Raw genomic sequence first — 22,135 nt, 5'->3', positions numbered from 1 at the left:
GGGCGGTCCGCCGCAAGCGCAGCGGCCTAGTACAGATCCCACTCGTCTTCCTGCCGCAACTCGCCCATGGCCATCCATGCGGCCCGTACGCGCGCCACGCGCGTATCGCCCCATGTGCGGAACACCATGTCGAACCCGTCCTTGGTGATCGTCTCGGCCGAGATATCGGCGCGCAACGGGGTTTCGTTGTCCACGTCCCACATTGAGATCGACACATGTACTGATGGATGCGTGCGGAACGGTTCGGAAAACTTCACACGACGCCGCCGCTCGCGCTGGCCGCGTCCCGTCCACATCTCTCCGCCATCCTCGAAATCCGAAAACAGGACGATGTCGCCCTGTTCGATACCGATCAAATGATTGCGCAGTCTCTTCATAACAGTCTTGTCTCAAATCTACGCACGGTTGTCCCGCCACATCTTGGCAAAACGAGGGCAAAAACAAGAAAAGGCCCCGCCTTTTGGGCAGAGCCTTTTCAAACTGGTATCGCGCGTGCGCGGATCGGTTACAGGCTGGGCTGTTTGGTGCTCAGACCGATTTCCGACCCGACCGCAACCATGTCCGCCAACAGCTTGGCCGCGTCATCGACGGGGCCCGGCTCGTTTTTGAACGTCTCTTTGGTGCGGTTGTACATGTCCTGAGCGTCATCGAACATGACGTCCATGTCGTTCTGGGTCATGTCACCTTTGGCCACAGCGCGTTCGGCCAGAACCGACACACCCTGTGCGCCGATTTCGGCAAAACCGCCAGTCACGACATATTCGTGGGTGGTGCCACCCGCTTCGACGCGCAGCACACCGGGACGCAGGGTCGTGATCGTCGGCGCGTGATCCGCCATGACGGTCATGTCACCATCGGCACCCGGAATTTGAACAGCACTGGCTTGCAACGAGGCAACAGCGCGTTCGGGCGACACAAGGTCAAATTGCATCTCTGCCATGTCTCTTCTCCTTTTGGGGCGAAGGGCGGATCAGGATCCGCCCGCTGTCCCCGTTCGGACACATTGTCAGGTGGGCGCAAACCGCCCACCCATGATCTTAGGCGGCGTCTGCGGCCATTTTCTCGGCTTTGGCGATCACGTCCTCGATGCCGCCAACCATATAGAAGGCGCCTTCGGGCAGGTGGTCATATTCACCGGCAACAACTGCCTTGAACGACGCGATTGTGTCTTCGAGTGGCACCTGAATGCCGTCGGAACCTGTGAACACTTTCGCAACGTCGAAAGGCTGGCTGAGGAAACGCTGGATTTTCCGCGCGCGGGACACGGTCAGTTTGTCCTCTTCGCTCAGTTCGTCCATGCCAAGGATCGCGATGATGTCTTGCAGCGACTTGTAGCGCTGAAGGATCTGCTGAACGTCGGAAGCCACCTTGTAGTGCTCTTCACCCACGATCTGCGGGTCCATCAGACGCGACGAGCTGTCCAGCGGGTCAACCGCAGGATAGATGCCGAGTTCGGAGATCGCACGCGACAGAACGGTTGTCGCATCCAAGTGCGCAAAGGTTGTCGCAGGCGCAGGGTCGGTCAAGTCATCCGCAGGCACGTAAACGGCCTGAATGGAGGTGATCGAACCGGATTTGGTCGATGTAATCCGTTCCTGCATCTGGCCCATGTCGGTCGCCAGTGTTGGCTGGTAGCCCACAGCCGAAGGAATACGGCCCAACAGGGCGGACACTTCGGAACCGGCTTGGGTAAAGCGGAAGATGTTGTCGACGAAGAACAGAACGTCGGTGCCGGAAGCATCGCGGAACTGTTCGGCCAGTGTCAGACCTGTCAGGGCGACACGTGCACGCGCTCCTGGAGGTTCGTTCATCTGACCGTAAACCAGAGCAACCTGGCTCTCTTCAAGGTTGTCGGGCTTGATCACGTTGGATTCGATCATCTCGTGGTAAAGGTCGTTCCCTTCACGGGTACGCTCACCCACACCCGCGAACACGGAATAGCCCGAGTGCACTTTGGCGATGTTGTTGATCAGTTCCATGATCAGAACGGTTTTGCCAACGCCGGCACCACCGAACAGACCGATTTTACCACCTTTGGAGTAAGGGGCCAGCAGGTCCACAACCTTGATGCCTGTCACCAGAACTTCGGATTCTGTCGACTGGTCGGCAAAGGCAGGTGCCTCGGCGTGGATTGGGCGGAATTCTTCGGCGCCAACGGGTCCACCTTCGTCAACAGGCTCGCCCACAACGTTCAGGATGCGGCCCAGTGTTTTGGGGCCGACGGGAACCATGATGGGGCCGTCTGTGTCGATGACTTCCTGACCGCGAACCAGACCCTCGGTGGAGTCCATCGCGATGCAGCGAACAGTGTTTTCACCCAAGTGCTGCGCCACTTCCAACACCAGCTTGTTGCCGTGGTTGTCAGTGGTCAAAGCGTTCAGAATTTCCGGCAGGTGGTCACCGAACTGCACGTCGCAGACGGCCCCGATGACCTGTGTAATTTTGCCTTTAGCATTTGCCATGTTTCGTCTCCGGTTTTTCTTACAGCGCTTCCGCGCCGGAAATAATTTCGATCAGCTCGTTCGTGATGACGGCCTGACGTGAACGGTTGTATTCGACGGTCAACTGGTCGATCATTTCGCCCGCGTTGCGGGTTGCGTTGTCCATCGCCGACATCCGTGCGCCCTGTTCGGACGCGCCATTTTCCAGCAGCGCCGTAAAGATCGACGTTGCAATCGCACGTGGCAGAAGATCGGCCAGAATGGCCTCTTCGTCCGGCTCGTAATCATACAGCGTGTCGGCGGCCTCGAACTCTTCGGGGATCGCGAACGGAATGATCTGTTGTGCTGTCGGGATCTGCGTCACGACGTTCTGGAAGCGCGCGAAGAAGATCGTCGCCACATCGAACTCACCACCATCAAAACGGCTCAGCACGTCCTTGGCCACGCCTTGGGCGTCGCTGTAGGCCAGCCGCTTGACTTCAGACATGTCCACGTGACCGACAAATTTGTCGGCGTAGTCACGCTTGAGCTGGTCGCGGCCTTTTTTGCCAACAGTCAGGATTTTGACTGTCTTGCCCGCAGCAATCAGCTTGGACGCATGTGCCCGCGCCAGTTTGGCGATGTTGGTGTTGAAACCACCGCACAGACCGCGTTCGGACGTCATGACCACCAACAGGTGGACCTGATCCGAACCGGTGCCTGCCAGCAATTTGGGCGCAGAATCAGAGCCCGCAACGCTGGAGGCGAGCCCCGCCATCACGGCATTAAACCGTTCGGCATAGGGGCGCGCCATTTCGGCAGCTTCCTGTGCCCGCCGCAGTTTTGCGGCGGCCACCATTTGCATGGCCTTCGTGATCTTGCGGGTCGATTTGACCGACTCGATCCTGTTTTTCAGGTCCTTGAGATTTGGCATTGCCCTACCTCCCGGTTACGCGAAGGTCGAAGCGAACTCGTCGAGAACCGCCTTCATCTTGTCGACGTTTTCACCCGATTTGAACTTGGGATCCTCGTCCGAGATCCATTTCAGGAAGTCGGATTTCTGGCTGCGCAGGAACTTCAGCAGGCCGGCCTCGAAGGCACCCACTTCGGACACCTTGATCTTGTCCAGGTAGCCGTTTGTGCCTGCGAAGATGACGCAGACGATCTCGGCGTTGGTCAGAGGCGCGTATTGTGGCTGCTTCATCAGCTCGGTCAGACGTGCACCACGGTTCAGCAGCTGCTGAGTGGCGGCATCAAGGTCGGAACCGAACTGGGCGAAGGCCGCCATTTCGCGGTACTGGGCGAGCGACAGTTTCACCGGACCCGCAACCGAAGACATCGCAGATGTCTGGGCCGAGGAGCCAACGCGCGAAACCGACAGACCTGTGTTCACGGCAGGGCGGATACCTTGGTAGAACAGTTCGGTCTCAAGGAAGATCTGACCGTCAGTGATCGAAATCACGTTTGTCGGAATAAAGGCCGAAACGTCGCCACCTTGGGTTTCGATGATCGGCAGAGCCGTCAGCGAGCCGGAGCCGTTTTCTTCGTTCAGCTTGGCCGAACGTTCCAGCAGGCGAGAGTGGAGGTAGAAAACGTCGCCGGGATAGGCTTCGCGGCCTGGTGGGCGGCGCAGCAGCAGGGACATCTGGCGGTAGGACACGGCCTGTTTGGACAGGTCATCATAGATGATAAGCGCGTGGCGACCGTTGTCGCGGAAGAATTCCGCCATGGATGTCGCGGCGTAAGGCGCGAGGAACTGCATAGGAGCAGGATCGGAAGCAGTCGCGGCAACAACGATCGAATATTCAATCGCGCCGGACTCTTCGAGCTTTTTCACCAGCTGGGCAACGGTCGAACGCTTTTGACCGATGGCAACATAGATACAGTACAGCTTCTTGCTTTCATCGTCGCCTGCGGCGTCGTTGTAGGATTTCTGGTTCAGGATCGCGTCCAGAGCAACGGCAGTTTTACCTGTCTGACGGTCACCAATGATCAATTCACGCTGGCCACGGCCAATCGGGATCATCGCGTCAACGGCCTTGAGGCCAGTCGCCATCGGCTCGTGCACCGATTTACGCGGGATGATGCCAGGGGCTTTAACGTCTGCAACGCTACGCTGTTTGGCGTTGATCGGGCCTTTGCCGTCCAGCGGGTTACCCAGACCGTCCACAACACGACCCAGCAGTTCGTTGCCCACAGGCACGTCCACGATGGAGTTTGTGCGCTTGACCGTGTCGCCTTCTTTGATGTCACGGTCGGAGCCGAAGATAACCACACCGACGTTGTCGGATTCAAGGTTCAGCGCCATGCCCTGAATTCCGCCTGGGAATTCGACCATTTCACCGGCTTGGACGTTATCAAGGCCGTATACACGGGCAATACCGTCACCAACCGACAACACGCGACCGACTTCGGCCACTTCGGCTTCTTGACCAAAGTTCTTGATCTGGTCTTTCAGGATTGCAGAAATCTCTGCTGCTTGGATACCCATTTATCCGACCTCTTTCATTGCATTCTGGAGGGAAGAGAGCTTGGAGCGGATCGACGTGTCGATCATCTTCGAACCCACTTTTACGATCAAACCACCGATGAGGCTTTCATCGACGGAAGCATTGATGGAAACGTCCTTGCCCATGCGGGCCTTGAGCGTCTTGGCGAGACTTTCGCGTTGCGCCTTGGTCAGCGCCTTGGCCGAGGTGACTTCGGCAGTCACTTCGCCTTTGTCCTTGGCGATCACTTCGCGCAGCGTTTGAACAAGGTGTGGCACCACGAACAAACGGCGCTTGTCCGCCATGAGGGACAGCGTGTTTGTCATCACAGAGGTCAGCCCGGCCTTCTGGGCAATCGCTGTGACGGCGCTGCGCTGTTCTTCGCGGCTGTACAGCGGCGAGTTGATCAGCGCATTAAAATCGGAACTGTCCGCCATGGCCGATGTCAGCGTCGCGATGTCGGCTTCAAGGCCTTTCACATCGCCTGCTTCCTTGGCAAGCTCGTAGACAGCAGTGGCATAGCGTGCAGCGATGCCTGTGGAGATCGAAGCTGGTTCGGACACGTCCACCCTTTCGATGTCTTGGCCTCGGACACATGGGACTATAGCGCGCGCCGAGGGTGTTGGAACGCTTTGGTTTGACTCAAAGCGAGGAAATCACGGGGGATGTAACAGAGGGGGCAAGACCCCGCAACATATCTTCGTGAACGGGTGAAATGCAGGTTTTTGTTAAATTTCATGCGCTTAGGAAAAGTGCGGCGGTTTGACCGCCAGAGATTGTTAAGTTTTCCACACAATTCTTGAGGCTTTTCATGTGATTCCGCGCGTCTTGCGCCGGATTGCCCCCGCCTGATGGTTAATAATGCCTCATGTGCCGCACTTGAGTGCACCTTGCCCCGTGCCCAGCGGTGAACGTCGGTCTGAACGCGCCCGTCGGGCCCCATGCGCCACCTTACGGACAGGCGCATCCGGCCCCGTCTTGATGCGCCGTCTACAGCCCCCCGCCGATGGGGGCGGGCACACCTTGCGGCACCTTCTGTCGTTTCGCCGTGGATCGGGCGACCTTGCCCTTGGGTGGATAGACCAGCTTGGAGGCTTCGACCATGAACGCCCCGCCTGCCACCATCCCCGGCATGGTGCGCCCAATTTTTTCGAACATCGCGCCGGATTTCATCCAGACCCGCTTGCTCGACGGGAACAGATACAGCGCGCCCAAATGCCGCTCAGGCAGGAACTGGTGTTTGTGCAATTGCGTCTCAAGCTGGCTTGCGGAATAGGGGCGGCCATAGCCGAAGGGCGTGCGGTCGCGCCGCGACCAAAGCCCTGCGCGGTTGGGCACGATGAACAGCGCCTTGCCGCCTGGCCCCAGCACGCGCCACGCTTCTTCCAGCAGGTCATTGGCCCGTTCGGATGTTTCCAGCCCGTGCAGGATGACCAACTTGTCCACATGCCCCGTTTCGATCGGCCACAGGGTTTCCTCGGTCAGGACCGACACATTGGACCCGTCCGGCGGCCACGGCATCACCCCCTGCGGTCCGGGCATCAGGGCAATCACGCGCCGCGCCTCTTTCAGGTAGGGGCGCAACAACGGCGCAGCAAAGCCGAAACCCGCAACCGTCTGGCCCTTGGCCTCGGGCCACAGTTCCAGCATGCGCCGCCGTAAAGAGGTCTGCGCCGCACGTCCGAGCGCGCTGCGGTAATAGAAATTACGCAAATCCTGTACGTCCAGATGCATCGCGTCCCCTTGCCTCTGCGCGCCACTCGGGCCACCTTTGGTCCGAACCTACTGCAAGAAAGCGCAAAAGCCATGCCCCTTGATATCCGCACAATCCCCTGCCTGTCCGATAACTATGCCTTTCTTGCCCATGACACCGAAACGGGCGCGACTGCGCTGATCGACGTGCCCGAAGCGGCGCCAATCCTTGCCGCGCTGGCCGAAACTGGCTGGACGCTGAGCGATGTGCTGATCACCCACCACCATGACGACCACGTGCAGGGGCTGGCCGAGGTACTGGCCGCCCACCCTGCCCGCGTGGTGGGCGCTGCGGCGGATGCGCACCGTCTGCCACCGCTTGATCTGGCGCTGAACGATGGCGACAGTGTGACCGTGGGTGCACAAACCGGCACTGTCATCGACGTGTCGGGCCACACGATCCACCATATTGCATTTTATTTCCCAGACTCGCGCGCCGTGTTCACGGCCGACAGCCTTATGGCCCTTGGCTGCGGACGCGTGTTTGAAGGGACCAAACCGCAAATGCACGAAAGCCTGCAAAAACTGGCCGCGCTGCCAGAAGACACAGTCGTCTATTCCGGCCACGAATATACCGCCGCAAACGCCAAATTCGCCCTGACTATTGATCCGGAAAATTCCGCCCTTATATCGCGTGTCGAGGACGTGACCGCCAAACGCGCAAGCGGCACGCCCACCGTGCCATCCCTGTTATCAGACGAATTGGCCACCAACCCGTTTCTGCGCGCACATGACCCCGCCATTCAGGCCCATCTGGGCATGACAGGCGCCAACGCCGCCGACGTGTTTAGCGAGATCCGCAGCAGAAAAGACAATTTCTGAGTGTGATTGCGCTAACGGCACGCCAATTCGCCGAAGACACACGCACGTGACCGATAAAACGGACGTCAAGACAAAGAAAAGTCTTGAAGACGGGCGCTGTTCAACCAAACTTAAACACAAGAGGCCATGGTTGGTGCGGGACCTCGATATCCCTCGAAGCCCCACCCGACCCCGATCGACAGGAGCACGCTGTGCCTTCATTTTCGACGACACTGGAAAAAGCCATTCATCAAGCACTCGCGCTGGCCAACGAACGCCGGCACGAGTTCGCAACCCTTGAACACCTGCTGCTCGCCTTGGTTGAAGAACCGGATGCGCGCCGTGTGATGCAGGCCTGTTCGGTTGATATCGACGAGCTGAAAGGCACGTTGATGGAATTCGTGGACGACGACCTGTCCAACCTTGTGACCGACATTGACGGCTCCGAAGCGGTGCCGACGGCGGCCTTCCAGCGCGTGATCCAGCGTGCGGCCATCCATGTGCAATCGTCCGGCCGGACCGAGGTGACGGGCGCGAACGTGCTGGTCGCGATCTTTGCCGAACGCGAAAGCAACGCCGCCTACTTCCTGCAGGAACAGGACATGACGCGATATGACGCGGTGAACTTCATCGCCCATGGCGTCGCCAAAGACCCCGCCTTTGGCGAGGCACGCCCTGTTTCCGGCGCGCCCGAGGCCGAGGAAGAACCCCAAGGCGTTACCGAAGGCGAGAAAAAGGAAAGCGCGCTTGCCAAGTATTGCGTGGACCTGAACGAGAAATCCCGCGAGGGCGACATCGACCCGCTGATCGGGCGCGATTCCGAAGTGGAACGCTGCATCCAGGTGCTGTGCCGTCGCCGCAAGAACAACCCGCTCCTGGTGGGTGACCCCGGCGTGGGTAAAACGGCGATTGCCGAAGGGCTGGCGCGCAAGATCGTGGCCGGAGAAACACCCGAAGTGCTGTCCGGCACAACCATCTACTCGCTCGACATGGGCGCGTTGCTGGCCGGTACACGCTATCGCGGCGATTTCGAGGAGCGGCTGAAAGCGGTTGTGACCGAACTTGAGGAGCACAAAGACGCGGTCCTGTTCATCGACGAAATCCACACTGTCATCGGTGCCGGTGCGACATCCGGCGGGGCAATGGATGCGTCCAACCTGCTGAAACCTGCGTTGCAGGGCGGCAAACTGCGCACCATGGGATCTACCACCTACAAGGAGTTCCGCCAGCATTTCGAAAAGGACCGCGCACTGTCCCGTCGTTTCCAGAAGATCGACGTGAACGAACCCTCGGTCGAGGATGCAACGAAGATCCTCAAGGGCCTCAAACCCTATTTCGAGGATCACCACGGCGTGAAATACACCGCGGACGCGATCAAGACGAGCGTGGAACTGGCCAGCCGGTATATCAATGATCGCAAACTGCCTGACTCTGCCATCGACGTGATCGACGAAGCGGGCGCGGCGCAACATCTGGTGGCTGCCGCCAAACGGCGCAAAACCATCGGCACCAAAGAGATCGAGAATGTCGTGGCCAAGATCGCCCGCATTCCACCCAAGAACGTGTCGAAGGATGACGCCGAAACGCTGAAAGACCTCGAGGCATCGCTGAAACGCGTGGTCTTTGGTCAGGATAACGCCATTGTCGCGCTCGCCTCGGCCATCAAACTGGCGCGGGCAGGCCTGCGCGAGCCGGAAAAACCCATCGGCAACTACCTGTTCGCGGGTCCGACCGGTGTTGGTAAAACCGAGGTCGCCAAACAACTGGCGGACACGCTGGGTGTGGAAATGCTGCGTTTTGACATGTCTGAGTACATGGAGAAACACGCGGTATCACGCCTGATCGGTGCCCCTCCCGGCTATGTCGGGTTCGATCAGGGTGGCATGCTGACCGATGGTGTCGACCAGCATCCGCACTGTGTTCTGCTGCTTGACGAGATGGAGAAGGCGCACCCAGACGTCTACAACATCCTGTTGCAGGTGATGGACCACGGCAAACTCACCGACCATAACGGGCGCACTGTCGATTTCCGCAACGTGATCCTGATCATGACCTCGAACGCGGGCGCGTCCGAAATGGCCAAGGCGGCCATCGGCTTTGGCCGCGACCGCCGCGAGGGCGAGGATACCGCCGCGATCGAACGTACGTTCACGCCGGAATTCCGCAACCGTCTGGACGCGGTGATCAGCTTTGCGCCGCTGCCGAAATCGGTGATCCTGCAAGTGGTCGAAAAGTTCGTGCTTCAGCTTGAGGCGCAACTGATGGACCGCAACGTGACCATCGAACTGACCAAACCCGCAGCCGAATGGCTGGCCGACAAAGGCTATGATGACAAGATGGGGGCGCGCCCGCTGGGCCGCGTCATTCAGGAATACATCAAAAAGCCGCTGGCCGAAGAGTTGCTGTTCGGCAAACTGATGAAGGGTGGCGTGGTCAAGGTCGGCGTCAAGAATGGCGAGCTGGACCTGAAACTGGAAGGGCCGGATAAACCGCGCCTGTCCGGTAACAAGCCTCCGTTGTTGACCGCGGATTGATGCGCGCGGCAGCTGTCGCATCCCTGATATTGTCCCTTGCCGCCGGTCCACTGGCGGCAAGGGATATTACCCTCAATATCCCGATTGACTGCGACCTCGGGTCCGACTGTTTCGTGCAGCAGTATGTCGATCATGACCCGTCCCGTTCGGCGCGGGATTTCCGCTGCTCCAACCTCAGCTACAACAACCACAAAGGCACCGACTTCGCCCTGCGCTCTATCGCGCAGATGCAGCGCGGTGTGAACGTGATCGCCGCCGCGGGCGGCACGGTGCGCGCCACCCGCGACGGCGTCAAAGACCAGATTTACACCCGCCAGTTCGAGGCGTCGGTCAGTGGCCGCGAATGCGGCAACGGCGTGGTGATCGACCACGGCGACGGCTGGACCACGCAGTACTGCCACCTCAAACGCAGCTCTGTCGCGGTGCGCAAAGGCGCGCAGGTGACCACCGGCACCGTTCTGGGGCAAGTCGGCCTGTCAGGGCGCAGCCAGTTCCCCCACGTGCACATGACAGTACGCAAGGCCGGCGATGTGGTGGACCCGTTCGACCCCGATGGCAAAATTGCGTGCAACGCGCCGGACCCTAAAACGCTGTGGGCCGCGCCCCCGCCCTACCGTCCCGGTGGTGTGCTGACTGTCGGCTTTGCTGACGCCATCCCGAAATTCGACAAGATCAAGGAAGGCAGGGCCGCGCAGGCCAGCCTGCCCGACACCGCGCCAGCGCTGGTGTTGTTCGGCTATGCCTTTGGCGCGCGCGCGGGCGACCGGATGGTGCTGCGCATCGACGGGCCAGAGGGCAGGTTTATGGATGAAACCGTCGTAATCGAGAAAAATCAGGCGCAACTGTTCCGCGCTGTCGGGAAAAAGCGCCGCGCCAACTGGCCCAAGGGCACCTATCGCGGCACGGTCAGCCTGCAACGCGGTAGGCGGACGATCAATTCGGAATCCGGATCGGTTGTCGTTCGGTAGAACGCGCTTACTTCTCGGTGAATTTAAGTTCGATCCGGCGGTTCTGCGCGCGCGCTTCGGGCGTGTTGGCGGGATTGATCGGTTGGTATTGCCCGAACCCGTTGGCCGACACGCGATCCGGTGGAATACCAAGGAAATTCACCATGTATTTCACAACGGACAGTGCCCGCGCCTGACTGAGTTCCCAGTTATCGGCAAACTCGCCTGTGCCCGACAGTGGTACGTTGTCCGTATGCCCGTCCACTTGGATCACCCAGTCGATTTCTGCCGGGATGTCGCCCGCGATGTTGCGCAGGATGCTTGCGATCTTGGCGATCTCGCCCTCGCCCGCCTCGGACAGGTCCGCGCCGCCTGGCGGGAACAGCACCTCGGAGGAGAACACAAAGCGGTCGCCCACAATCTGCACCCCGTCTTGCGTGCCAAGCACATCGCGCAACCGCCCGAAGAACTCGGAGCGATAGCGTTCCAGATCCTTCTGCTGCGCCTCAAGCCGCTCGCGTTCGGCCTGCTCCAACTCGCGGCGACGGCGTTCTTCTGCGGCCACGCGCGCAAGTGCGGTGTTCAGTTCCGACCCCAGAGATTGCAACTGCACATCCCGCGCCGCATCCCGTGCCACGGCATCATCCAGCAAGGCCTGCAACTGGCCCAGCTGGTTGCGCAGCGCCGCGACCTGCTGGTTCAGCAATTCGGTCTGGCGCTGCGCCTCAAGGGTCGCGGCCTCTTCCTCGCTTAGCGCCTCACGTGCAGCCGCCAGCAAGGCGGCGCGTTCTTCGGCAGCGGTTGTAACGTCGGACAGTTCCTTTTCCGCAGCGGCCTTTTGCGCCAGCGCATCGGCAAGGGCCGCGCGCGCCTCTGCCGTGTCGGTACCAAGGCTTTGCAATTCGGTCTCTGCTGCCAGTTTTGCGGCCAGCGCAGCGGCCAGTTGTTCGCGCACCTCGGCATTACTGCCCCCTGCCGCAGCCACATCCGCTGCCGCCGCATCCCGTGCTGCAATCGCCGCTGCCAGTTGGGTGCGCAAGTCATTCAGATCGCCCGCTTGCGCCGTCAGATCCGCTTCTGCCGCAAGTTTCGCAGCCACCGCAGCGGCCAGCTGATCGCGGATATCGGTCAGTTCCAGATCGGATGCCGCGATGCGCGCCTCAAGGGTGCTCATCCGCGCTTGCAGTTCCGCCACATCCTCGGCCGAAGCGGCGCGCGCCGTCTGGGCGCGTTCCAGTTCCGCCTGCAAACCTTCGACTTGCGCCTCACTTTCGCGTAGGGCGGCTTGGGCCTCTCCCAACTCTGTCTGCATCGCGGCGGTGGATTGCGTACCGCCCTCCAACGCTTCCTCGGCGGCTTTTAGGCGCATCTCCAGCGTGGCCGCCATCGCTGTGCGTTCATCCAACTGGCCCAAGGCGCGCGACAATTGCGCCTCAAGCTCTGCCGCCGCTGCCGCACCGCCTTCGGCGTCGAGCAGTGCCGCCGCCAATTGCGCCTCCAGATTTGCGCGCTCGGATGCGGCGGAATCTGTCTCGGCCTCTGCTGCCTCAAGTGCCGCCAGCGCATTGGCCAGATCGGCCTCAAGCTGGTCGAGTTGTTGTTGAGCATTCGTGGCCGTATCGGTCGAGCTTTCGACCGCCAGCAACGCAGCGGCCAGTTGTGCATCCAGATCCGCCTCTGCCGCGCGCGCGGCAGCAAGCAGGGTCAAGGTATCCTCGGCCTCCTGACGCTGCGCCTCAAGCGCGAGGGTCATGGCGGTCAGTTCGGCATCCGCATTTTCCAAACGCGCGCGCAGCGCCTCTGCGGCGGCGGCTTCGGCTAGTCGTGCAGCTTCTTGCGCGCTCAGTTCTTCTTGAGCGGCGGCAAGGTCGGCTTGCAGCGTATTCGCCTCGGCCACGCTATCGGCATTGCGCGCCCGCAAATCCGCGATCAGGGCTTGCAGCGCATCGGTTCGCGCCGCTGCCAGCCGCGCCGCTTCGGTCTGGGCGTCGGTCTCGCTGCGCGCTTGGGCAAGGGCAGCGTTCAGCGCCTCTTGTTCCGACAGCAATTCCGCCTGCGCGGTTTCCAGCCCCGCCACACGATCCAGCGCACCATCCCGCTGTGCGATCAGGGCCGCCACCTGCGCCTCGAACCCAGTGATCTGCGTTTGCGCCGCGTCCAGCGCAGCACGTTGCGCATCCCGCTCGCCCGTCAGTGATGCGATCAGTGCGGCTTGTTCCTCGACTTGCGTCTGCGCATCGCTCAGCGTCGCATTCAGCGATGACAGCCGCGCATCAAGCTGGTTCGCACGCCGCTCTTCCAGCCCCAAGGCCTGCGCCAGCGCCGCAACCTCGCCTGCCAGCTGGTTCAGCTCACTTTCCTGTCCGGTGATCGTCTCGCGCAGCACAAATTGCACGACCATAAAAATGGTCAGCACAAACATCAGCACCAGCAAAAGGCCGGTCATGGCATCCACAAAACCGGGCCAGATAGAGGCCTGAAACCGTTGTCCAGTGCGCCGCGACAATGCCATGGCTAGGGTTTCCCGCCGTCGGACCCTTGCCGCCCGCGCCCGCCGCCATTGCCGCCCGATGTTCTGCGGTTCATGCCGCGCGGCTGGCTAAGCGCCGATGCCAGCGCCGAAATATCAGTGCGCAGTTCGGCCATCGTTTCCTGCCGTCCGGCGCTGATCTCTTCCAGAATGCGCAGCATCTGCACGTCGATCGACCGCAGGCGCATCCGGCTTTCCGCGTCGATGCCATCGCCCATGCCTTGGGTCTCGATAATCTCGATCAGCCGCTCTTGACCGGCGGCGCTGCGGTTCTGCCCTTCGGACAGCGCGTGAAGCCCGTCGGCCAGCCGTGCCTGACTGTCCACAAGCCGGTCCAGCGCGCCGGAATTGCCGTCCTGTTCCTGCATCCGCGTGGTCATGCGATCCACAGAATCCGCCAGCTTGCCCAGCTTTTCATCGACCATCGACCGGCTGATGTCGGACTGGGTGAACATGGTTTGCAGGCTTTCCATTTGCTCGGCCAGATGGTCAATGACACCGGCCAGCACGTTCGGCTCTCCGCTGCCTTCGCTTTCACTGGCAAAGCTGACGCGGGTGATCGAACTCAGCCATTCTTCAAGCTCGCGGTAGAACCGGTTCTGTCCGTGCCCTGCGAACAGTTCCAGAAGCCCCACAATCAACGACCCCGCAAGGCCCAGCAGCGACGAGGCAAAGGCGACGCCCATGCCGCCAAGCTGTTCCTCTAGGCCGCTCATCAAGCGGGCGAACACTTCGAACCCCGCCTCGCCGTCCTGTGGTGCAAGGCTGCGGATCGTATCGACAAGGGCAGGCACCGTCGTCGCCAGCCCATAAAACGTGCCCAAAAGCCCAAGGAAAATCAGCAGGTTGACGATATATCGCGTAATCTCGCGCATTTCGTCGATACGGGTGGCAACGGAATCAAGGATCGACTTGGTCGAGGATGCGTTCAACTGCATCCGCGATCCGCGACTGCGCAGCAGGGATGCAAGCGAGGCCATCAGTTGCGGCGCCTGCCCGTCCCCTGTCGGACCGCCCCCTGCGAACCCTTCGATCCAGCGCACCGACTGGATCAACTGGAACACCATCCAGAAACAGGCAACCACGCCGATCAGAAAGACAAAGACGATAAAGCCGTTGAGATATGGGTTTGCCTCAAACACCGGCAACACGCGCGGCAGGGCAAGGATCACACCGGCGCCCGAAAGGCCCAGTACAATGAACATCAATACGATTTGCCGCACGGGCTGGGAAAAGTGCGGCTGCGCCTCGGTGGTGGTCTGTGCCATGGGTCGGCTTATGACCTCTTTTTTACGCTGCTCTTGCAGCAATCTAACGGAGTTGCGGCAAAAGCGCCAAGGATTTATGCGCGGATCGCCGCAACGCGGCGTGCCAGCCAGTCAAGGTCCGGGTCGGCCACGCCAAGGGTGTTCAGATGCTCGGCCGTGTTGAACAGATATTCGTGGTTCGGCCCCCGCCCGCCGACCGCGCGCGCGATAATCCGCGCCTGTTCATCCAGCGGCAGGCCGCCGCAATACTGCACGTGATCGGGGTCGATCACATAGGTGATGGCAGGCACACTGTCCCCCGTGCTCAGGGTCACGTCCAACACCCGCTCGATATAGGCGGACGAGATCAACTCGCGTTCGCGAAGATAGGCGAGCGTGGCCTCTTCCTTGCCCGCGGCAACCCGTAGGGCCACGCCATTGCACAGCGCGCCGGTCACAGCGTCCAATGCCAGCACCAGACCGGGGTCGGTTTCGGTGCCGCGATGATGGATTGATCGCATGCAGAACGACCGCGCATAGCCCGACAGGGTCGCGGTGACTTCTTCTGCCACGTCGAAACCGGGGTTCCAAAGAAGACTGCCATAGCCGAACACCCACATCGTCATTTGTCTGGTCCTTTCACAGTTGCATGGGATAGACCCGATTCCGGATCAGAGTGAAAGGGCGCAAATGCGCAAACTATTGTGGACCGTGGTTTTGGTGGCGCTCGCATGGGCAGGCTGGTGGTGGTTTGCCTCGACCTCACTACGCGGCGGCATCGCGGCATGGCTTGACGCGCGCAGCGACGAGGGCTGGCAAGCCGAAACCCGCGAGATCACGGGCGGCGGCTTTCCTTTCGAGATCAAGGCTGGCCTGCGCGACCTCGCCTTGGCCGATCCCGATGCCGGTCTGGCGGTGCAAACCGCACGCATCGACATCACGGCCCCTGTCTGGTGGCCGGGCGATGTGACCGTGGCCTTGGATGACACGCCGATCACCCTCGCTTCGCCCGTGGGCCGCGCGATGCTGAACATGCAAGACAGCGTGATGGCGTTGAACCTGCACCCCGGCGCGGCGCTCGAACTCGAAACGCTGGGCTGGACGTCCGGCCCATGGCAGTTAAGTGGCACAGACGGCCAACAGGTGCAGGCCGACACGCTTGTGCTCGACATGACGCAGGTCGAAGGTGCCACCTACACGATTGAGGCCCGCGCCGACGCCTTCGCCCCCGAGGGCACAACACGTGCGCGACTGAACCTGCCTGACAGCTTCCCTCGCGCCTTTGACAGCCTGATCCTCAAGGCCACAGTTACCTTCGATCAACCATGGGACCGGCGCGCCCTCAGCGACGCCCGCCCGCAGCCCAGCAGGATCGACCTGCACCTTGCCGAGGCACGCTGGGGCGATCTGCGCATCAATGTGGCCAGCGCGCTGAATGTCGCCCCGAACGGCATTGCGGATGGCACTCTGTCACTGCAAGCGGAAAACTGGCGCACGATCATCGACCTTGCCGAACGGGGCGGCGCCTTGCCGCCTGAATTGCGCATGCCTGCAGAAAGCGTGTTGAAGCTGCTGGCAGGTGCGTCAGGCAATCCCGAAACACTGGATGTGGACCTAACCCTGCGCGACGGCGGCCTCTACCTCGGCTTCCTCCCGCTCGGCCCCGCCCCCCGCTTTATCCTGCGCTAACCCAACGCGGGCGTCCGCTCTTCTCTGTTCCAAAAAAATCCCGGGGTCTGGGGCAGAGCCCCAGAAAAACAACGTCAAAGGCGCAGCGACAGTTGATCCGACTGCGCAAGGCTCAACCCCTACCGGCAATACGTCCCGCTGCGATACCGCGCCGTATCAAAATGGAAATGGTCGCGGTGAAACCGGTCCGAATTCGGCCCCAGAACCGTGCCGAACGGCCCGCAAGCGGCCTTGTGCATGGATTTCAGCGCGCGCCCGTTGCCCCAATCATTCAGCACCGTCAGGGTCGAACCGTCCTTAAGGCCAAAGCCCGAGATATCGACCGCGCGCCCGCGCCCGTGTTCCGAGATGCGCGCACCAGGTTGGTTGTTGCGGGTCCGGCAGGCATAATGTGCCGCGACGCGCAGGCTGGCAAGGCCCCCACCCCTGCTGCGCAGGGCAGGTTTGGCCCCTTTGACGGTCCACTTTTTCAGCGCTTTGGCAGTGGGGCAGTCGATCAGTGCAGGCTGGCTCAGACGCACGCCTGCCACGGACTTGAGGCGCACCGCCTCCTTGATCCCGCATCCGTCAATCCGGCCCGGAACGTATCCGACCACATCACCCTGTAATTCGGGATCGCCACAGACCTGCCCCTTGCGCCGTTCGGCGCGGCGGGCCATGGCGCGTTCCACCATCGCGCGGGGGCGCAGACTGGGGCGCAGCGATGTGGGTCCGGCTGCAAAGGCGGCGAGATGTACCGGCTCCACGCCGCGCACCACCACTGTCACATCGGATGCATCCGTACCGGCACGGGCCACGGGCCGCTGCGAAACCTCCGGCCCCGCCGCGACAGCCGAGGCCGCGAAAAGGGTAACGAGGCACAAAAGCCTCACCGTTTCGCTCCGCGTCCGAAATCTGGGGCATCGGTGTCCTGCCCCGCCTCAATGATGCTGCGCCGGATGGCGCGGGTGCGGGTGAAATAGGCGTGCAGGTGATCGCCGTCGCCGCGCCGGATGGCGCGCTGCAAGGCGAACAATTCTTCGGTGAACCGCCCCAGAATTTCCAGCGTGGCGTCCTTGTTGTTCAGGAACACGTCCCGCCACATGGTCGGATCACTGGCCGCGATGCGGGTAAAATCCCGAAAGCCCGCCGCCGAGTACTTGATCACTTCGCTATCCGTCACGCGGCGCAGGTCATCGGCCACACCCACCATCGTGTAGGCGATCAGGTGCGGCGCGTGGCTGGTCACCGACAGGACAAGGTCGTGGTGATCGGGTTCCATCTCTTCGACATTGGCGCCCATCCCTTCCCACAAGGCGCGCAGCTGCTCCACCGCGTCGGGGTCAGAGGCTTCGGCAGGGACCACAAGGCACCAGCGGTTGTCGAAAAGTTCGGCAAAGCCGCTTTCGGGGCCGGAATGTTCGGTGCCTGCCAGCGGGTGGGCGGGTACGAAGTGCACGCCTTCGGGCAGATGTGGCGCGACCGCGTCGATCACCGCCCGTTTGACCGACCCCACATCGGACACGGTGCAGCCTTCCTTGAGATGCGGCGCGATTTCCGCCGCCACATCGCCCATCACGCCCACCGGCACACAGAGCACCACCAGATCGGCACCGGCGACCGCTTCGGCCATCGACTCGCAGACGCGGTCACACAGACCGATCCGGCGTGCCGTGTCGCGGGTTTCTTTCGAGCGTGCAAAGCCTGTGACCTCGCCCACCAGATTGCCCCGCTTCATCGCCCAGAACATCGAGGACGCGATCAGGCCCAGCCCGATCAGTGCAACACGATTGTACATTATGCCGCCCCCGTCGCAGCAGCCTGCGCATCATTGCGCCAGCGAGTCAGTGCATCAATCACGCGGCCCGTCTGTTCGGCATTGCCGACCGTAATCCGCAGCCCTTCGGGAAAGCCATAGCCCGCAACGCGCCGGATCAGGATGCCATCTGCGTTCAGGGCGGCTTCAGCGGCATCCGCCTCTTCGACAGAGGCGGCGCGCGCCAGTACGAAATTCGCGTGGCTGTCATCGCAGGCCAGTCCCAACTGGCGCAGCGCCCCCGTCAGCCGCGCACGCTGTTCGACGTTCAGCGCCGCGCAATCATCAATCCATGCGGTGTCGCGCACCGCCGCCTCGGCTGCGGCCAGTTGCACCACCGACAGGTTGAACGGTTGGCGTATCCGCGTCATCACATCAATCATCTCGCGCGGGGCATAGCCCCAGCCGACGCGCAACCCGCCCAGCCCATAGATTTTCGAGAACGTGCGCGTCACCAGAATGTTCGACCGGTCCCGCGCCAGCGCAATGCCCCCGTCATAGCCGATGGCAAATTCCACATAGGCCCCGTCGATCACAAGGATCACATCCTCTGGCAAGGCATCGGCCAACCGTTCCAGCGCGCCGGATTCCAGCATGGTGCCTGTAGGATTGGCTGGGTTGGCCAGCAACACGATGCGGGTGGCGGGCGTTACCGCCTCGAGGATCGCATCCACATCCACCACACGGTCGGTTTCACGCACGCACACCGGCGTTGCACCCGCCATATTCGCAAGGATCGGGTACATGGAAAACCCGTGCTCGGTATAGATAATCTCGTCCCCTGGCCCCGAAAATGCCTGCGTCACGAATTGCAGAACCTCGTCCGAGCCGACGCCGCAGATGATCCGGTCGGGTTCGAGCCCCCAGACATCCCCGATGGCGCCGCGCAGGTCCGCGTGATCGGTATTGGGATAAAGATGCATCGCCGTCGCCGCTTGGGTCAGCGCCGCAATCGCACTGGCGGGCGCGCCCAACGGGTTCTCGTTCGAGCTAAGCTTGAGCACATTGTCGACGCCCGCAAGATGCGACCGCCCGCCCTGATACAGAGCGATATCCATAATTCCGGGTTGCACGGTCAGCTTGGTCATGCGGCGCCTTTCCTTGTTGCGCCAGTTTTAGGGCCCGACGCCACAAGTGGCCAGTGACAAAAGCGCGCCACAGGCCAAAGGATCAGACCATCGCGCGCACCGCAGGTTTCCAGCGGAACCCGACACGGATCACCCCGTGATCATTGGTGCCGCTTTCCTTGTGATCGTCATGGTTCAGGTGGTCGTTCTGCACCGTCATTTCGTCAAAGGCCCAGATGCGCCGTTTTGAATTGTCATAGAATTCCTGCGAAAACATGATGTGGTCGAGGCTTTCGCGATACCCTTTGTAGACATGGGTGTAATAGACATCGCGCACCGACCGGTATTCCTGCATCGTTTGCGCTGTGTACAGGGCGTTGTCGCCCCCGCCCGATGACAGCGGCGACAGATAGGTGGGCTGTTCGGACAGGATGTTGAGCGTGTTGCTGTCCTTGCCGTCATTCATGTCACCGATCACCACCACGGGCGTGTCGGTCTTTTTGATCAGGTCAGTTACCAGAACGCGCAGCGCGGCGGCCTCGGCCGTGCGGCGCACTGTTGAAATCGCATAGCCAAGGGCGGCGACATGGGGGCCGTGCTCCTCTTTCTCGTACCAGCCGCGTTCACGCCAGATTTGCGTCGGGCGGCGGGATTTGAAATGGCAGACAAAGACGTGGATCACCGGCGTGCGCGGATCGGGTTGCACCTGAAAATGCAGCACGGGGCGCGAGAATGTGGATAGTTTGACCTCGATGAAATCCTGTTGCGGATCATCACCGCCGGATTTCAGCACGCAGGCGGGCGGGAAATCGGTGATCCATTCGGGCGTTCCCACCAGCACATCGCGGCGCACCGCTGCGGCGCACACAATCCGCTTGCCGTTGTGCGATGGCGGCACCAGCGTGGCATAGTCGCCGTCCATCCCCGCCATGCCAAGCGCCTGTTCCAGCGCGGTGCCGGCCCACAACTCTTGCACACCGATCACATCCGCTTGCAACCGCCGGAATGTCGCGGCCGTATAGTCGATCTTGCGCTGGTAGACGTCGCTATCCCACCCGTCCGTGTCGCCGTAAATCGCCGCACCGGGCAGTTGCAGGTTCAGCAGGTTGAAACTGGCAAATGAAATATCTCGGGCAGCCATGCTGTGCCTCCCAATATCGTGAAATATGGGGACATCCTATCACAGGTTGCATTTTCGCCCTAGAAGAAGCTGCGCCGCCTATTTCGCCGGTTGCAGCTTTTTCAGTCGTTTTTCACCTTCTTCGATCACCATCTGTTCAAAGGTCGAGATAAAGCCGCTGTCTTTTTCCAGCGCCTTTACGGCCAGTTTTTCATAGGCCTCGACCGAGCTTTCGTTGCCCGTCATCTTGTCCGCGATAGAGGCATAGGCCGTCTTGCCCATCACCTCGGTTAGCTTCTTGGCGCTGTTAGCGGTGATATCCTTGCATTCCTTCACGGCGAATTTGGTCAACTCGTCCGTGTCAAAGCGATAGCGGTGCTTGGCCACCAGCTTTAGGGTCAGGGCGCGCTCCATCTTGGGGCCGAATTTCTCCACCGCCATATCGACCGAGCGTTTCTGCCAGTTCGCGTCGAATTTTTGCAGCGACTTGAAACTGGCCGCACCGGCCAAACCGCCAAGGATCGTCGCCGCCAGCGCGTCGATAATGCGCTTTTCGTCGATCTTCTTGCCGTCCTTGGCATCCTTGGCAAGGTTTCCGGCCTCGGCAATGGCGCCCTTGATAATATTCTGGCCGACATTGGAGCCCAGAATGCTGCCCACCACCTTGTAGGTATAGCGCTGCAAACGGGTCGAGAACTGGCGCTGCGCCGCCTTGGCGACCTGATCCACGACCTTTTTGTAGGCTTTGCCCGACAGGGACGTGCCCAATGACGCGGCAACCCCGCTGATCAGCATATTGCCCAGTACTTTTTCCGCCGACTTCTTTGGGTCCAGCTTGTCGTTGGCGGCATATTCGCCAAGCTCTCCGGCGGAGACTTTCAGCCCCTCGACCCCCATGGCCGCAACGATCTGCGCCTTCTTCGGGCTCATCCCGCGGGTGGTGACAAGGTATCCGGTGGCCAGAACCTCAAGCACCGCAAAGGAGGATTCGGATGCCACTGTCGCCCCGAACGCGCCCCATTCGGCGCGCTTCATCGCCTTGTTGTTATAGTCTTTCCATTCCTTCACGGCCTTTTTGTGCAAGCCGTTGGCCTTCACCACGAGGGTTTTGACCTTCTTCCAGTCCACCTTGGAACGGTCCGTGGCAGAGATCACCGCCAGCGCTGCGGCACGGGCATTCAACGCCGCCTTGGACGATGGCGGCGGGGCCAGACCGAAACCGGACGAGCCAATGGCCACCATCGCATTCAGGAAACCGGACTGTCCGGCCATCGTTTCCTCGACCTCGCGGATCAGCTGGTGGATCATGTCACATTCGGACACGACCGCATTGGCGTTGCGCACGATCTTGTGGCGTGCCTCGATCTGGAGGCGGATAAACTCGTCGACGGCGATCCGGCGCGTCTTGCCTTTTTCGACAACCTCGTAGGCCTCGTACCCCGCGATCATGTCGCGATAGCGGAAGTATTTCACCGCGCCCGCATTCCACGTCTTGTCACCCGGTTCGATGACGCCGTTGATCTGGTCGCCCGACAATTTGCCCTTGGACCCTTGATAGGTGCGGATCAATTTAACCAGCGTCGGGTTCATCTTTCCCTGCATCGTATAGGGCGCGCCTTGGGCGATCATCCACATCTCGATCGTGGCGACATCTTTGGGCTTGTTGCCCGCTTTGGGCTTTTTCGATTTCGGGTCCCCCACGGGGCCGGACAGTTTATTTTCCAATTTATACGCTCCGATAGAA

General features: G+C 61.1%; 19 protein-coding genes. 4 read left to right on the top strand and 15 right to left on the bottom strand.

Annotation, left to right across the window (positions count from 1 at the left end; genetic code table 11):
• Positions 1–26: 26 nt before the first annotated feature.
• From AC6GQJ_RS15020 to AC6GQJ_RS14990, 7 genes are all read right to left on the bottom strand, one after another.
• Positions 27–377, bottom strand: a complete 351-nt coding sequence (locus AC6GQJ_RS15020) for an H-type lectin domain-containing protein (protein ID WP_500769676.1) — start codon at positions 375–377, stop codon at positions 27–29.
• Between the two features lie 128 nt (positions 378–505).
• Positions 506–940, bottom strand: a complete 435-nt coding sequence (locus tag AC6GQJ_RS15015) for a F0F1 ATP synthase subunit epsilon (RefSeq protein ID WP_500769674.1) — start codon at positions 938–940, stop codon at positions 506–508.
• 97 nt (positions 941–1,037) lie between these two features.
• Positions 1,038–2,462: a F0F1 ATP synthase subunit beta gene (gene atpD / locus AC6GQJ_RS15010; RefSeq protein WP_500769672.1), complete on the bottom strand. Its 1,425-nt coding sequence runs from the start codon at positions 2,460–2,462 to the stop codon at positions 1,038–1,040.
• A gap of 19 nt (positions 2,463–2,481) precedes the next feature.
• On the bottom strand, positions 2,482–3,354 hold the full coding sequence (locus AC6GQJ_RS15005) for a F0F1 ATP synthase subunit gamma (protein WP_500769670.1): 873 nt from the start codon (positions 3,352–3,354) through the stop codon (positions 2,482–2,484).
• 15 nt (positions 3,355–3,369) lie between these two features.
• Positions 3,370–4,911, bottom strand: a complete 1,542-nt coding sequence (gene atpA, locus AC6GQJ_RS15000) for a F0F1 ATP synthase subunit alpha (RefSeq protein WP_500769668.1) — start codon at positions 4,909–4,911, stop codon at positions 3,370–3,372.
• On the bottom strand, positions 4,912–5,472 hold the full coding sequence (locus AC6GQJ_RS14995) for a F0F1 ATP synthase subunit delta (RefSeq protein ID WP_500769666.1): 561 nt from the start codon (positions 5,470–5,472) through the stop codon (positions 4,912–4,914).
• A 427-nt stretch (positions 5,473–5,899) separates the two neighbouring features.
• Positions 5,900–6,643, bottom strand: coding sequence for a class I SAM-dependent methyltransferase (locus AC6GQJ_RS14990; RefSeq protein WP_500769664.1), 744 nt, complete (start codon positions 6,641–6,643; stop codon positions 5,900–5,902).
• A gap of 72 nt (positions 6,644–6,715) precedes the next feature.
• Here AC6GQJ_RS14990 and gloB point away from each other — a divergent pair, with 72 nt between their 5' ends.
• From gloB to AC6GQJ_RS14975, 3 genes are all read left to right on the top strand, one after another.
• Positions 6,716–7,483, top strand: a complete 768-nt coding sequence (gloB, locus tag AC6GQJ_RS14985) for a hydroxyacylglutathione hydrolase (RefSeq protein ID WP_500769662.1) — start codon at positions 6,716–6,718, stop codon at positions 7,481–7,483.
• Between the two features lie 191 nt (positions 7,484–7,674).
• Positions 7,675–9,996 (top strand): ATP-dependent Clp protease ATP-binding subunit ClpA, encoded by a 2,322-nt coding sequence (gene clpA / locus AC6GQJ_RS14980; protein ID WP_500769660.1) that lies wholly within the window; start codon positions 7,675–7,677, stop codon positions 9,994–9,996.
• Positions 9,996–10,964: a M23 family metallopeptidase gene (locus tag AC6GQJ_RS14975; protein WP_500769658.1), complete on the top strand. Its 969-nt coding sequence runs from the start codon at positions 9,996–9,998 to the stop codon at positions 10,962–10,964. The genes clpA and AC6GQJ_RS14975 overlap by 1 nt, the downstream gene beginning before the upstream one ends.
• Before the next feature lie 7 nt (positions 10,965–10,971).
• Here the strand turns inward: AC6GQJ_RS14975 and AC6GQJ_RS14970 are convergent, their stop codons facing one another.
• The 3 genes from AC6GQJ_RS14970 to AC6GQJ_RS14960 form a co-directional block, all read right to left on the bottom strand.
• On the bottom strand, positions 10,972–13,455 hold the full coding sequence (locus tag AC6GQJ_RS14970) for a peptidoglycan -binding protein (RefSeq protein WP_500769656.1): 2,484 nt from the start codon (positions 13,453–13,455) through the stop codon (positions 10,972–10,974).
• 2 nt (positions 13,456–13,457) lie between these two features.
• Positions 13,458–14,741 carry a biopolymer transporter ExbB gene (locus AC6GQJ_RS14965; protein WP_500769655.1) on the bottom strand — a complete coding sequence of 428 codons (1,284 nt, stop codon included), beginning with the start codon at positions 14,739–14,741 and terminating at the stop codon, positions 13,458–13,460.
• 74 nt (positions 14,742–14,815) lie between these two features.
• The gene (locus tag AC6GQJ_RS14960; protein ID WP_500769653.1) at positions 14,816–15,346 is read right to left on the bottom strand and encodes a gamma-glutamylcyclotransferase; all 531 of its coding nucleotides are present in this window, start codon (positions 15,344–15,346) and stop codon (positions 14,816–14,818) included.
• Between the two features lie 64 nt (positions 15,347–15,410).
• On the opposite strand from AC6GQJ_RS14960, the gene AC6GQJ_RS14955 reads away from it, so the two are divergent.
• Positions 15,411–16,409, top strand: coding sequence for a DUF2125 domain-containing protein (locus AC6GQJ_RS14955; RefSeq protein ID WP_500769651.1), 999 nt, complete (start codon positions 15,411–15,413; stop codon positions 16,407–16,409).
• Positions 16,410–16,528: 119 nt separating this feature from the next.
• On the opposite strand, the gene AC6GQJ_RS14950 is transcribed toward AC6GQJ_RS14955, so the two are convergent.
• The 5 genes from AC6GQJ_RS14950 to AC6GQJ_RS14930 form a co-directional block, all read right to left on the bottom strand.
• Positions 16,529–17,281: an extensin-like domain-containing protein gene (locus AC6GQJ_RS14950; RefSeq protein ID WP_500769649.1), complete on the bottom strand. Its 753-nt coding sequence runs from the start codon at positions 17,279–17,281 to the stop codon at positions 16,529–16,531.
• Positions 17,278–18,186, bottom strand: a complete 909-nt coding sequence (locus AC6GQJ_RS14945; protein ID WP_500769647.1) for a prephenate/arogenate dehydrogenase family protein — start codon at positions 18,184–18,186, stop codon at positions 17,278–17,280. Before AC6GQJ_RS14945 ends, AC6GQJ_RS14950 begins: the two co-directional genes overlap by 4 nt.
• Positions 18,186–19,292, bottom strand: coding sequence for a histidinol-phosphate transaminase (hisC, locus tag AC6GQJ_RS14940; RefSeq protein WP_500769645.1), 1,107 nt, complete (start codon positions 19,290–19,292; stop codon positions 18,186–18,188). Before hisC ends, AC6GQJ_RS14945 begins: the two co-directional genes overlap by 1 nt.
• Positions 19,293–19,374: 82 nt before the next feature.
• On the bottom strand, positions 19,375–20,412 hold the full coding sequence (locus AC6GQJ_RS14935; protein ID WP_500769643.1) for an endonuclease/exonuclease/phosphatase family protein: 1,038 nt from the start codon (positions 20,410–20,412) through the stop codon (positions 19,375–19,377).
• Positions 20,413–20,490: 78 nt separating this feature from the next.
• The gene (locus AC6GQJ_RS14930) at positions 20,491–22,116 is read right to left on the bottom strand and encodes a hypothetical protein (RefSeq protein WP_500769641.1); all 1,626 of its coding nucleotides are present in this window, start codon (positions 22,114–22,116) and stop codon (positions 20,491–20,493) included.
• Between the last annotated feature and the right edge of the window lie 19 nt (positions 22,117–22,135).

The sequence above is a fragment of the Tateyamaria sp. 7Alg 36 genome (assembly GCF_059882455.1).
The sequence above is the reverse complement of the archived record's forward strand: the minus strand, read 5'-3'. Positions and strand labels throughout refer to the sequence as shown.

What these genes read in the sequence shown, in the direction of transcription:
- AC6GQJ_RS14990 (WP_500769664.1), bottom strand. Translation starts at nt 6,643, where the DNA reads ATGCATCTGGACGTACAGGATTTGCGTAATTTCTATTACCGCAGCGCG.
- atpA (WP_500769668.1), bottom strand. Translation starts at nt 4,911, where the DNA reads ATGGGTATCCAAGCAGCAGAGATTTCTGCAATCCTGAAAGACCAGATC.
- AC6GQJ_RS14965 (WP_500769655.1), bottom strand. Translation starts at nt 14,741, where the DNA reads ATGGCACAGACCACCACCGAGGCGCAGCCGCACTTTTCCCAGCCCGTG.
- AC6GQJ_RS14960 (WP_500769653.1), bottom strand. Translation starts at nt 15,346, where the DNA reads ATGACGATGTGGGTGTTCGGCTATGGCAGTCTTCTTTGGAACCCCGGT.
- gloB (WP_500769662.1), top strand. Translation starts at nt 6,716, where the DNA reads ATGCCCCTTGATATCCGCACAATCCCCTGCCTGTCCGATAACTATGCC.
- AC6GQJ_RS14970 (WP_500769656.1), bottom strand. Translation starts at nt 13,455, where the DNA reads ATGGCATTGTCGCGGCGCACTGGACAACGGTTTCAGGCCTCTATCTGG.
- hisC (WP_500769645.1), bottom strand. Translation starts at nt 19,292, where the DNA reads ATGACCAAGCTGACCGTGCAACCCGGAATTATGGATATCGCTCTGTAT.
- AC6GQJ_RS14955 (WP_500769651.1), top strand. Translation starts at nt 15,411, where the DNA reads ATGCGCAAACTATTGTGGACCGTGGTTTTGGTGGCGCTCGCATGGGCA.
- AC6GQJ_RS15020 (WP_500769676.1), bottom strand. Translation starts at nt 377, where the DNA reads ATGAAGAGACTGCGCAATCATTTGATCGGTATCGAACAGGGCGACATC.
- AC6GQJ_RS14935 (WP_500769643.1), bottom strand. Translation starts at nt 20,412, where the DNA reads ATGGCTGCCCGAGATATTTCATTTGCCAGTTTCAACCTGCTGAACCTG.
- AC6GQJ_RS14975 (WP_500769658.1), top strand. Translation starts at nt 9,996, where the DNA reads ATGCGCGCGGCAGCTGTCGCATCCCTGATATTGTCCCTTGCCGCCGGT.
- AC6GQJ_RS15015 (WP_500769674.1), bottom strand. Translation starts at nt 940, where the DNA reads ATGGCAGAGATGCAATTTGACCTTGTGTCGCCCGAACGCGCTGTTGCC.
- AC6GQJ_RS14945 (WP_500769647.1), bottom strand. Translation starts at nt 18,186, where the DNA reads ATGTACAATCGTGTTGCACTGATCGGGCTGGGCCTGATCGCGTCCTCG.
- atpD (WP_500769672.1), bottom strand. Translation starts at nt 2,462, where the DNA reads ATGGCAAATGCTAAAGGCAAAATTACACAGGTCATCGGGGCCGTCTGC.
- AC6GQJ_RS15005 (WP_500769670.1), bottom strand. Translation starts at nt 3,354, where the DNA reads ATGCCAAATCTCAAGGACCTGAAAAACAGGATCGAGTCGGTCAAATCG.